12 protein-coding genes are annotated in these 12058 nt (G+C 57.4%); 2 read left to right on the forward strand and 10 right to left on the reverse strand.

The genetic code is table 11. The features are described 5' to 3' along the window. The first annotated feature begins 9 nt into the window (after positions 1-9). Entirely contained in the window at positions 10-3876 is a 3867-nt protein-coding gene (locus tag CLV83_RS10715) for a YhdP family protein (RefSeq protein ID WP_132291680.1), read from the forward strand. Beyond that, a complete protein-coding gene (locus tag CLV83_RS10720) occupies positions 3873-4703 on the forward strand; it encodes a carbon-nitrogen hydrolase family protein (protein ID WP_132291683.1) in 831 nt (276 codons plus the stop codon). The genes CLV83_RS10715 and CLV83_RS10720 overlap by 4 nt, the downstream gene beginning before the upstream one ends. Positions 4704-4740: 37 nt before the next feature. Here CLV83_RS10720 and yjgA read toward each other — a convergent pair whose 3' ends face one another. From yjgA to lptC, 10 genes are all read right to left on the reverse strand, one after another. Continuing rightward, positions 4741-5268: a ribosome biogenesis factor YjgA gene (yjgA, locus tag CLV83_RS10725; protein WP_132291686.1), complete on the reverse strand. Its 528-nt coding sequence runs from the start codon at positions 5266-5268 to the stop codon at positions 4741-4743. Positions 5269-5272: 4 nt separating this feature from the next. After that, positions 5273-6625 carry a magnesium transporter gene (gene mgtE / locus CLV83_RS10730; protein ID WP_132291689.1) on the reverse strand — a complete coding sequence of 451 codons (1353 nt, stop codon included), beginning with the start codon at positions 6623-6625 and terminating at the stop codon, positions 5273-5275. A gap of 74 nt (positions 6626-6699) precedes the next feature. Further along, on the reverse strand, positions 6700-6969 hold the full coding sequence (locus CLV83_RS10735; protein WP_132291692.1) for an HPr family phosphocarrier protein: 270 nt from the start codon (positions 6967-6969) through the stop codon (positions 6700-6702). A 25-nt stretch (positions 6970-6994) separates the two neighbouring features. Further along, positions 6995-7852 (reverse strand): RNase adapter RapZ, encoded by an 858-nt coding sequence (rapZ, locus tag CLV83_RS10740; RefSeq protein WP_132291695.1) that lies wholly within the window; start codon positions 7850-7852, stop codon positions 6995-6997. Beyond that, positions 7852-8319, reverse strand: a complete 468-nt coding sequence (locus CLV83_RS10745; RefSeq protein WP_132291698.1) for a PTS sugar transporter subunit IIA — start codon at positions 8317-8319, stop codon at positions 7852-7854. Before CLV83_RS10745 ends, rapZ begins: the two co-directional genes overlap by 1 nt. A gap of 28 nt (positions 8320-8347) precedes the next feature. Further along, on the reverse strand, positions 8348-8638 hold the full coding sequence (gene hpf / locus CLV83_RS10750) for a ribosome hibernation promoting factor (protein WP_104003400.1): 291 nt from the start codon (positions 8636-8638) through the stop codon (positions 8348-8350). 52 nt (positions 8639-8690) lie between these two features. Next, positions 8691-10199 carry an RNA polymerase factor sigma-54 gene (locus CLV83_RS10755; protein ID WP_132291701.1) on the reverse strand — a complete coding sequence of 503 codons (1509 nt, stop codon included), beginning with the start codon at positions 10197-10199 and terminating at the stop codon, positions 8691-8693. 62 nt (positions 10200-10261) lie between these two features. Next, positions 10262-10984, reverse strand: a complete 723-nt coding sequence (gene lptB / locus CLV83_RS10760) for an LPS export ABC transporter ATP-binding protein (protein WP_132291704.1) — start codon at positions 10982-10984, stop codon at positions 10262-10264. Beyond that, positions 10984-11499, reverse strand: a complete 516-nt coding sequence (lptA, locus tag CLV83_RS10765; protein WP_132291707.1) for a lipopolysaccharide transport periplasmic protein LptA — start codon at positions 11497-11499, stop codon at positions 10984-10986. Before lptA ends, lptB begins: the two co-directional genes overlap by 1 nt. Beyond that, positions 11489-12058, reverse strand: coding sequence for an LPS export ABC transporter periplasmic protein LptC (gene lptC, locus CLV83_RS10770; RefSeq protein WP_132291710.1), 570 nt, complete (start codon positions 12056-12058; stop codon positions 11489-11491). The genes lptA and lptC overlap by 11 nt, the downstream gene beginning before the upstream one ends.

Below are 12058 nucleotides of genomic sequence, written 5' to 3' on the forward strand. Positions count from 1 at the left end.
GCTCCTTTCATGATCAAAGCCTCGGTCAAACACCTGCTCTGGTGGAGCCTCATGGCAGCTATGCTGCTGGGGCTGCTATTGATCGGGCTGCGCCTGGCGCTGCCGCAGCTGGGTAGTTATCGCGAAGATATCGCTGACTATCTTGGCAGCCGGCTGGGTGTCGAATTGAGCATTGCCTCGCTTGATGCTCGCTGGGATGGTTACTTTCCCAGTGTGACCCTGCATCAGTTGCGGGTGAATAGTTCGGAAGATGCAGGGGCGGAAGTTCGTCTGGAGATCGCCCGCATCGATGTGAAGCTGGATCCCTGGCGCTCACTGCTGAGTTGGCAGCCCATCTTTCAGCAACTGGATGTTATTGCACCGCGGGGGCACTGGCGTCAGCAGGACGGTAACTGGTTACATCGGCCGGGCCTTGGCGAAACGGATAGTGCACAAGCCAGTAGTGGGATGAGTGAGGCTGGATGGAGCAGGCTGCTTAACCTGTTGCTGAGTCAGCCGCAGGTCGGCATCCAGGATGCAAACCTGGTGTTGCAACCGGAGCAGGGGGCTCCGCGCCAGCTTAATGGCATCGATGGGTTGCTGGAAAATGTGGGCGATGAACATCAGCTTAGTGGTGGCCTTCGCATTGCTGCGTTGGGTGAGGATACCCGGCTGCAGTTTGCCGTGCAGTTTCAGGGGACGCCGACCGATCCTCTGCAGGGTGATTATCCCTTTTATCTCAAGCTGGACTCGCTCGGCCCTGAGCTATTGACGCTGACGGAGCTAGAGTTGCCTTTGCGCCGGCTAAGGGCCGGTACCGAATTCTGGGGGCGCTGGAGTCACGGCAAGCTTAACCAACTCCAGGGCCGGCTTGCGGTAGGAGATCTTCTCTATGGTGAAGCGGAACAGGCGGTTCAGCTCAGCAACAGCACGCTGGATTTTGCCCTGCTCCCGCTTGCAGATGCTCAGTATCAACTGCAGCTGAACAATGTTCACCTGAACTCTGCCGGCAAGCAGTTCGATCTGCCGCAGTTGGCCCTGGAAGGGCGCCTTGAAGGTAAGGGTTTTCAGCCAAGCCATCTATTGATACCAGAGTTAGAGCTTGGGTCTCTGAACGCTTTGCTCGTTGAGCAGCCGATACTGCCGGAAAAGGTGGTAGAGGCGCTAAGCGAAATATCACCGGCGGGCCGTTTGGCCAATATTGATTTGAGCTGGGAGACGGGAGCACCCCTTAGGGCTTTCCAGGCAGAGGCTGACGCAGATGACTTGAGTATGCAGGCTTACTACGGAGCACCCTCTATAGAAGGGATCTCCGGTCTGGTAGAGGCAAATATCGACGGCGGCCGGGTGAGCCTGGGTAGCGATGATTTCGCGTTACATTTTCCCAAGCTGTATCAGCAGGGGTGGCGCTTCAATTCGGCACAGGGGCAGGTCAGCTGGCATCTGCGTCCCGATGGTGCCCTGATCTCCAGTGGCTTACTCCATCTCGGCGAGGATGAGGTCAGTGCTGAGGGGCGCTTCAGTATCGATATTCCCTACAGCCGTGAGGTGCAGACCGAGCTTACGCTGATGATCGGTATGCGTGACAGTGACGGCAGTCATGCACAGCGCTTTACTCCCGCCCACGAGGTCGGACAGGGGCTGCATGAATGGCTGGGGCGGGCGATCAAGGCTGGCCACGTACGTCAGGCGGGTTTAGTACTGCATGGTGGCACTCGTACAATGGAACCGCGTCGACCACCCACAGTACAGCTATTTTTCGATATCGATGAGGCTCGTCTGGATTATGACCCCCAGTGGCCTGAAGTCACTGATGCGGACCTCTTCCTGTATATCCATAACGGTGATCTGCGCGCAGATGTACGTAGCGGTCAGCTAATGAATACGCGTGTAGAGTCTGGCTGGGCATATAAGCCACTGCACGATGACCAGCTGCAGTTGGCGTTTCAGCTTGAAGGGCCAGCCAGCGATCTGAATACCGTCCTGGCTCTGGAGCCACTGCGAGAAAGAATCGGTGAGGGGATGGACGACTGGCGGTTAGCGGGTGATTTATCCACAGGTTTGCGTCTTGCGGTGCCGGTGGTACATCGGGAAGGACAAAATCTGCAGCCGGGCGTCTGGGTTCAGTCCCGTCTGAGTCAGGGAGAGCTGGCGTCGAATTCGCTGCGTCTTCAACTGAGCGATCTGAGTGGTGATATCAGCTTTTCCATGGACCAGGGCCTGAATAGTGACAATCTGGCGGCACGGGCTTTTGGGCGTGATGTGAGCGGGCGGATCGACACCCGGGCAGGCATCACCACTGTGCAGGTATCCGGTGACGCTGCAATGTCCGATGTGCAGACCTGGAGCGGCGTCGGTGTCTTGGGGCTTGTATCGGGCGAGCTGAATTACGACGCTCTGCTGGTGCTCTGTAACGGTCAGCAGCAGTGCGTTAACCGATTTGAACTGACCTCTTCACTGAACGGCGTAACGGTGGATCTGCCGGCGGAGTTTGGGCTCGCCGCAGAGGCTGAGCGTAACCTCAGGGTGAGAGTACCGCTGGCTAGTTCAGAACTCGACTTCGATTACGGTGGTCTGCTAAGCGGTGCGTTTGATCTTTCCGACGGCCCTCTGCGTGGAAGCCTGCAGTTGGGTGGGCTGGCTGAGGAGAGGCCGAGTCTCAGGCCTGATGAGGGGCTCTATGTGGATGGTGCGCTGGAGACGTTGGCGTTTAGTGATATCAGTGAGCTGCTGGATCGCCTTGAGGCCAATGGCGGTGCTTCCACAGAGAGTGATACCGGTAGCGCGGCGAGCCCTTTACGACAGGTGGCCCTGGATATTGGTCGTTTTGAGCTGGGCGAGTTTTCCGTAACAGATGTCCAGGCGCAGCTGAAGCCCGCGGATGTGGGTTGGCTGTTGCAGCTCGCCGGCCCCGTGGTAGAGGGGCAGATTATCCTGCCTAATGATGGTCAGCCGGTGGAGGTCGCGTTAGAGCGTTTACGGATAGCCCTACCGGATGAGGCTGGTGTTCCCGATACGGGATCGGCGGGCGAGAGTGCGCCGGCTTTACCGCTGGATGAGCTGCCGGAAATCGATCTGTCAGTACTCGACCTGATCTACAAAGATATGCCGATGGGGCGCTGGAGTCTGAAGCTGAGGCCGAAGGCTGGCGAAATCGAGCTGCAGGAGATTCGTGGTGAAATGGATCAACTCAAGCTGCGCGGTGAGGTTAGCTGGGCGCAGGGCGAGGCGGAACACACTGGCCTGACGTTAAAGGTTGAAGGCCAGGATATTGGCAGACAGCTGGAACTCTGGGGTTTGGATAAGACCCTTGATAGTCAGTTGGTTCAGTCAGATCTGCAGTTGGAGTGGCAGGGCGCCCCCTGGGGGATTAATGCCGCAACGCTGGATGGCTCCGCTCAGCTGTTGTTGAAAGATGGTCATCTGATCGAGTCCGGCAACAGCGCTAATTTGCTGCGTGTCTTTGGCATTCTGAACTTCAACACGCTGGGGCGTCGTCTGAGACTGGACTTTAGTGACCTGGTGGATAAGGGCGTCGCCTTTGATCGTCTTGCCGCCGATTATCGTTTCGATAATGGCGTTGCCAGCAGTGAAACGCCGCTGTTGATGGAAGGGCCTTCCGCCAACCTCCGGGCTTCCGGCAGTATCGATTTTAATAATGAAACCGTTGATAAGGATATCGACGTGGTGCTGCCGCTGACCAGTAATGTGCCGTTTGCGGCCGTGTTGCTGGGGGCGCCTCAGGTGGCCGGTGCGGTGTTCCTAATCGACAAGCTGATTGGTGATAAGCTGGAGCAGGTGACTACACTGGGTTATCACCTGAGCGGCGATTGGGGTGACCCGAAGGTAGAGCTGGATACCGCGCCACCGCCAGAGAGGGAGATTGGCTTGCCATGACAAAAGCCGCAGTCATTCAGATGGTTTCCACGTCGGCATTGGCCGCCAACCTAGAGCGAGCAGCGCATTTGCTTCAGCAGGCCGCCGAGGCTGGCGCCAGGCTGGCGCTGCTGCCGGAAAACTTCGCCTTGTTTGATAGCGGCCTGGCTCGCTCTCTGGCAGAGGCAGAATATCGTGACCAGCCGGTTCAGACCTGGCTCGCCGAACAGGCGCGCAGCCTGGGTATCTGGATAGTGGCAGGCAGCTTGCCGGCTATCGATCGTCCTGATGGCAGTTTGATCGAGGATGGCCGGGTGCGCAGCCGCATGCTGGTGGTGAATGATAGCGGAGATGTTGTAGCTCGTTACGACAAGCGTCATCTGTTCGACGTGGATGTGGGCGACGCCCAATCTCGTTATAGAGAGTCGGACAGATTCGAGCCCGGCGATGACGTGGCGGTAGTGGATTCACCGATCGGTGTGCTGGGTCTGAGTATCTGTTATGACCTGCGTTTTCCGCTGCATTATCAGCGACTGCGCGAGCTGGGTGCCGAAGTGCTGCTGGTACCCTCCGCGTTTACTGCCGTGACCGGTGAGGCCCACTGGGAGGTTTTGCTCAGGGCCAGAGCGATCGAGACTCAGTGTTACTGCTTGGGTGCTGACCAGGGTGGCCAGCATACGCCAACACGACTCACCTGGGGGCATTCGATGATCTTGTCCCCCTGGGGCGAGGTGCTCGGCTGTCATGAAACTGGCGAAGGCATAGTGCTCGCGGAGATTGATCTGCCCGGGCTGCATCGGCAGCGTGAGCAGATGCCGGTCTGGCAGCACCGGCGTGATCGCTGTTAATCGTTTTTGTTACTAGAGTGTTATTTATCAGGCAGTTTCAGCCTTTCTCGCTAAGCTCGCGCAGGTAGCGGAACAGTTTGCGTGCCTGGGCGGGCGGCTTGTTCTGCTGGCGCTCTTTTTTGGCGTTGCGCACCAGCTGGCGCAGGTGCTGAATATCAGCCTGCGGATGTTCTTCGATATAGCGTTGCAGCACATCGTTATCGCCATCGATGAGGCGATCACGCCACTGCTCCAGGGCATGAAAATGCTGGTTGTGGGCGGATGAGGCTGAATCGAACCGTTCCAGTACTTCGGCGATCGCATCTGCATCTTCGGTACGCATCAACTTGCCGATGAACTGCAGGTGGCGCTTGCGGGCACCGTGGGCGCTGATGCGGCTCATCTCTGCTACCGCTTCTGCGAGGCGTTCTCCCATGGGAACCTGGGCCTGCTGATCGGGGCGCAGGTCGGTGATCCGTTTGCCCAGTTCCTGCAGCGCTTCCATCTCCCGTTTGACCTGGCTGCGGCTTGGGCCAAAATCCTCTTCGTCGGACTCGAAGCCCGGCTTATCGTTAACGTTGCTCATAAACCTAACCAAAAAACAGGGTCGCCAGACCCAGAAATGCAAAGAAGCCCACCACATCGGTGATGGTCGTAAGTAGAACGCTGCCGGCCAGTGCAGGGTCGATGCCCGCTGATTTCAGGGCCATGGGCAACAGGGTGCCAGCCATGGCGCCGGCCAACAGGTTGATGATGATCGCCAATGCGATCACCACGCCCACGGTGGTATCGCCAAACCAGATCACCGCGACTACAGCAACAATCAGTGCCCAGAGCGCGCCGTTCAGGGCGCCGGCGATGAGTTCGCGGTTAAACAACCAGCCAATGTTACCACGTTCGATATGTCCCAGCGCCTGGCCTCTGATCATCAATGTCAGGGTCTGGCTGCCGGCGATGCCGCCCATGGAAGCGACGATCGGCATCAGTACGGCCAGGGCGACAACCTGCTCCAGGGTGTCTTCGAACAGCCCTATTACCGCTGAGGCAATAAAGGCGGTAATCAGGTTGATCCCGAGCCAGACCGCGCGTCGGCGTGTGGTACGAAATGCTGGTGCGAAGGTGTCCTCGTCATCGTCGAGGCCGGCCATACTCATCAGCGAGTGGTCGGCGTCCTCGCGAATCACATCGACCACGTCATCAATGGTGATTCGGCCCAGCAGGCGGCCGTTGTCATCGATTACCGGCGCCGAGACCAGATCCTCGTCCTCGAACAGACGGGCAACCTCCTGGTCCGGCAGGGTGGCGGGGATCGCCGCCTGTTCGGTGCGCATGATCTCGCGCACCATTACCTGAGGGTCTGATGTCAGCAGGCGAGTCAGCGGCAGCACCCCGATAAACGAGTCCTTGCGGCTGACCACAAACAGGCTGTCGGTGTCCTGGGGTACGTCGCTGTGGCGGCGTAGATAGCGGAGCACCGTTTCAACAGTGATATCCGGGCGGATGGTGACGGTATCGGTGTTCATCAGACCGCCGGCGGTATCTTCCGGGTAGGAGAGCAGCTTCTCGACGCGCTTGCGGTTCTGCTTATCCATGATGCGCAGAACCTCTTTCATCAGCCGTTCCGGCATCTGCTGCATCATGTCGGCCATATCGTCCGAATCCAGCCCCTCGGTGGCTGCAAGCAGCTCGCTGGCATCCATGCGGCTGACGATATCAGCCTGGACGTCGTCGCCCAGGTGCTGGAGTACCTTACCCTCGTTTTCCTTGCTGACCAGGTTCCATAGAATCTGGCGTTCGCGCGGAGGCGTCTTTTCCAGCAGCTTGGCGGCTTCAACCGGCCTCAGCCCTTTATTCAGCATGAAGCGCATACGCTTCAACTCGCCGCTGTCGAGAGCGCTGCTGAGTTGTTCGAGGGTGTTGTTTTTGTCGGGCTGGTTGCTCATGCCGGGAAGATCGCTGCGCTCTTGGAGGGTGTCGGGTGTAACGGAAAGTATAGCGGCGCGGGAGGGCGGTGGATCTACTCGGGCTCGTCGAAGCGGTTGTTAATCAGGGTTTCGATAGCCTCAAGCGCCTGGTCTTCATCTTCACCAGAAATCAGAAAGGTGAGGTCGGTGCCCTTGGATGCGGCCAGCATCATGACGGCCATAATACTTTTGCCATCTACCTGGCGGCCGTCTTTCTCAATCTTGATTTCGCTGGAAAAATGCCCTGTGGTATTGATCAGCTTGGCTGCGGCCCTGGCGTGGAGGCCGAGTTTATTGATGATTGTTAGTTGTTTTTCGATCATCGGGTTTCCTGGTGGCGGGCGGCTGTCAGGTCAGTTCGCGGTGACGGACGTGAACATTATCCATAAGTTGGCCGAAATGACCAGCGAGATGCTCAGCGATGTAGACAGAGCGATGCTGGCCGCCGGTGCAGCCGATCCCGATTGTGATATAGCTGCGGTTATTCTGTTTGAACAGTGGAATCCAGCGCTCCAGAAAATCACGGATATCGCCGATCAGCTGCGGTACCTCCGGTGAGTTCTCGAGGAACTCGATGACCGCCTGGTCCTGGCCGGTGTAACCGCGCAGGTCTGGAATCCAGTAAGGATTGGGGAGCATACGCACGTCAAAGGTAAAGTCCACATCCAGCGGCACGCCGTGCTTGAATCCGAAGGACTCGAACTGAACCGACAGGCTCTGCTCGCTACGCTGAGCGATGCGCAGTTTGATGGTGTCCCGCAGTTCGTAAAGCGTTAGTCGGGTGGTGTCGACGCGAATATCTGCGAGGCTGGCGATCGGTTCAAGTAGTTCGCGCTCGTAGCTGATCGCTTCCTGAAGGCCAGATTGGCTGGTCGACAGTGGGTGTTTGCGTCGCGTGGCGCTGTAGCGCTTGATCAGCGTAGGTTCTGCTGCATCCAGGTAAAGTATCTCGCAGCTAAGATCGCTGCGTTTCGAAAGTTCACCGATGATGTCGGGGAAAGCATGCAGGTTGCTGACCAGATTACGTGCGTCGACGCTGACTGCCAGACGGCCCGGATGTTCCGGATCGTCCAGCATCTGTTCAATCAGGTCAGGGAGTAGGCGTGCCGGCAGGTTATCGATGCAGTAAAAGTCTACATCCTCAAGCGCCTGCAGGGCCGTGCTCTTGCCAGAGCCTGAACGGCCGCTGATAACGACCAGTTTCATCAAGCCCCCAAAGTCTCCGCAAGTTTGATGAAGGTGGAGTAGAGCTCCGCATTGCTTTCGCAACTACGCAGTTTGTCCCTCACATCACTCTGGCTGAACAGTTCAGCCAGCCCCGCGAGGGTCTGCAGATGCTCCTCGGCACCGTCTTCAGGTACCAGCAGGAAGCAGAGCAGATCCACCGGCTTATTGTCGATGGCATCGAAATCGATCGGTGTGGCGGGCGTCATCAACAGGGCAACGGCTGAAGTGCAGTTGGCCAGTCGGCAATGCGGGATCGCCACGCCGTCTCCTATACCGGTGCTGCCGAGTCGTTCACGGTTCAGCAGGCCGGAGAAGATCTCTTCCGAAGGGGGATTAGCAGACTGGCCAGCGAGGGTGTCGCTGGCCAGTTCGAGGGCTCTTTTTTTGCTAACGACATCGGCGTGACAGAGAATGCGCGATTCGTTCAGCAGTTCAGTTAAGTTCATTATCTGACAGGAGCGTCCGGTTTTCGGTTTATTTGTGCGCCTTCATCTTTTCCTTGTGCTTGATGATCTGGCGATCAAGTTTATCCACCAGTCCGTCGATGGCTGCATACATATCGTCGTGTTCGTGAGTCGCGAAAATCTGGCCGCCGGCAAGGTGAAGATCGGCTTCGGCCTGTTGACGCTGCTTCTCAACGCTCAGAGTCACCTGGGTGTTGGTGATGTTATCGAAGTGGCGCTCCAGTTTGTCAAACTTGGTACGAACATAGTCGTTGAGGGCATCGGTCAGTTCGACATGATGGCCAGTGATGTTGATCTGCATACGTTTTCTCCTAGTCACAATGCACGCTTTTTTATCGTGCTTTCCACTTCAATTAAACCAGACGCTTACGCTCATTAGAAGGCGGAATTGCCATCGCTTCACGATATTTTGCGATGGTACGTCTGGCCACATTGATTCCCTGTTCATCGAGCAGCTGAGCGATCTTGTTATCGCTCAGCGGTTTGCCTGGGTTTTCTGCTGAAACCAGCTTTTTGATCAATGCCCGGATAGCGGTGGAGGAGGCGGCTCCGCCATCAGAGGTACTGACGTGGCTGGAGAAGAAGTACTTCAGTTCGAAGATACCTCTCGGGGTGTGCATATATTTCTGAGTGGTGACGCGAGAGATGGTGGATTCGTGCATCTCAACCGCTTCTGCAATGTCGTGCAGCACCATCGGTTTCATCGCTTCTTCGCCGTGTTCGAGGAAGTCGGACTGGCGGGCGACGATTTCGGTGGCCACCTTGAGCAGGGTGTCGTTCCGGCTCAGCAGGCTCTTCAGGAACCAGCGCGCCTCCTGAAGATGGTTTTTCAAAAAGTTGTTATCGGCGCTGTTATCGGCGCGGCGGATCAGATCGGCATACTGGGCGTTAATGCGCAGCTTGGGTGCGGCGTCCGGGTTGAGGTTAACCACCCACTCGCCCTTGATCTTGGTAACCACTACATCGGGAATGACATATTCCGACTGGCTCGGGTTGATCATGGCACCAGGCTTGGGATTCAGCGACTGGATCAGGCGGATGATCTCCTGCAGTTGATCCTCTTTTACCCGCATGCGGCGCAGCAGCGTTTTATAGTCGTGGTTGCCAAGTAGTTGCAGGTGCTCACAGACCAGTCGCAGTGCGTCCTGCAAGAATGGAGTGTCGCTGGGTAGCTGGCGCAGCTGAATCGCCAGGCATTCGCTCAGGTCGCGGGCGGCAACGCCGGGTGGGTCAAACTGCTGTACGCGATGCAGTACCGCTTCGATCTCATCGAGCTCGGTTTCAGCGAACTCTTCCGGATACTGGTTAACGAACTGCTCGAGCAGTTCATCGGCGGATAGTGTCAGGTAACCGTCCGGCTCTATGCCGTCGATAATTGACTCGGCGACCAGTCGGTCACCCTCGCTCATTGGCGTCAGGTTAAGCTGCCAGAGCAGATGGTCCTGAAGCGTTTCGTCGCGAGTATCGTTATCGCCTGGCTCCCAGTCGTCATCCCTGGCAGGAGCTGAGGCGGCGGGTGTGGCCTGGTAGGTGTCGTCCCAGGAGCTATCGGTGGTCAGCTCGGAGGGGATGTCTTCACTCCAGCTGTCTTCGGGCGTGTCCTCATAGCTCTCTTCGCGCTCGGAGTCGCTGCTATCGGAAGCCTCGGGCTTTTCCTGGGTGTTATCGCGCTCGTTGCCGTCATCGCTGCCGGGGAGTTCGTTCTCCTCTTCGCTGACCTCGAGCAGCGGGTTGCTCTCCAGTGCCTGCTGGATCTCCTGCTGCAGGTCCAGCGTCGAGAGCTGCAGCAAGCGGATGGCCTGCTGCAGTTGCGGCGTCATGGTGAGTTGCTGACCGATTTTTAGCTGTAACGATTGCTTCATATATTACGCGATAGACTGATACTGAATCGGTTTGTTCGGCGCTCGGTCAGGGATCTGATCATTCAGAGCCTGAACTGCTCGCCGAGATAGGCCTGGCGCACCTGCTGGTTTGCCAGGATCTGTTCCGGATTACCCTGAGCGAGAATGCCTCCATCACTTACAATATAGGCACGCTGGCAGATGTCGAGTGTCTCGCGGACATTATGATCCGTGATCAGCACGCCTATTCCTTTGTCCTGCAGGTGGCGTACCGTCTGCTTGATATCTCCTACAGAGATCGGGTCGACGCCGGCGAAGGGCTCATCAAGCAGGATAAAACTGGGTTCTGTTGCCAGCGCGCGGGCGATCTCAACGCGGCGCCGCTCACCACCGGACAGGGACATCCCCAGACTCTTGGTCAGGTGGGTGATATGGAACTCTTCCAACAGTTCCTCGAGCTTGGCCTTGCGTTGTGCATTGTCCAGATCCTTGCGTGTTTCAAGGATCGCCTGCAAGTTATCGCTGACGCTGAGTTTGCGAAAGATCGATGCTTCCTGCGGCAGGTAGCCGATACCGCGACGTGCACGCCCATGCATAGGTAGGCGGGTAATGTCGTCCTGATTGATACGTATCTGGCCGTGATCTGCCTTGACGAGCCCCACGATCATGTAGAAACAGGTGGTTTTGCCTGCGCCGTTGGGGCCTAGCAGGCCGACTACTTCGCCGCTACTGATTTCCAGGGATACATCACTCACCACCTGGCGACCCTTGTAGCTCTTGGCCAGGTGCAGGGCTTCCAGCTGCATTATTCCTCTCCGCCCTGTTTCGGCTGAATCACCATCTGAACCCGCTGGTCACCGCTTTCGCTGCTGAATGCATCAACAATGGCCTGATCCATTTTGTACACGATGCGTTCGCCGGTAAAGACGTCTTTGCCCTGTTCGACGCGAGCCTCTTTGGTGATGGTGACCTGCTTTTGATTGACCAGGTACTCCATACGCTGGCCGTAGGCGTGCGTCAGCGGGTCATCGCGCTTGGGTTGCTGCTCGAACTCTGCCGGGCGGCCAACCGAGACGATACGGTTAACTTCGCCGTTGGCATCACGGAACAGTTCGACCTGATCGCCGCGGATCTTCATTGTACCCTGCACAATTTCCACATCGCCGCGATAGGTGGTGACGCCTGTACGGTCGTTCATGCTGGCGCTGTCTGCGCCGATGTGGATCGGCTGCGATGAATCTTCAGGAAGCGCCATGGCCGGTGATGTCAGCCAGAATGCAAGGCTGCAGATCACGGCTGGGATGTTCAGGTTAAGGCGCATTGTATCGTCCCCGTACATTTGAAAGCAGTTCCACTCGGCGCTCGTCGAAGTAAACTTCCAGGCCTGTACTTTCCGTTTGCTCACCGTTGCGGGTCAGGGTGACCAGCGCATCGGTTTCTGCATAATTCGTTTGCGGGAAGACGTTCAGCGTGCTGGTGGCCATCACTGAACCGGGCCCGGATTGCGGATTATGGTTAACCTCAACATCGCCTGCAAGCTGTATCTCGCTCTGGTCATCCAGGATCCAGCCTTCATTGGCCCGTATTTTGTATGTCCCACCTTCTTGCTGGGGCATATGGGCGACCGGCTGCTGCAGCTGGCTGGCGTTGCGGGCAGGGTAGTGATGCATTTCACTGCTTTCCCAGCTGCGCTGAAAACTGCCATCTTCCCCCCAGTAGCGAGACTCCGTATCACGCATGAAGAAATCGTAGGTGGAGTTGGTCTCCTCTCGAACGACAGGAGTTTTAGGCATAGTGTTGCCACCCAGCCCCCACCAGACCAGGAACGGGGTGATAATCAGCAGTGCGATCAGCAGCCTGAGGCGTCCTGCGGTTAGCAC

It is taken from the genome of Marinobacterium mangrovicola, assembly GCF_004339595.1.
Taxonomy (GTDB): Bacteria; Pseudomonadota; Gammaproteobacteria; order Pseudomonadales; family Balneatricaceae; genus Marinobacterium_D; species Marinobacterium_D mangrovicola.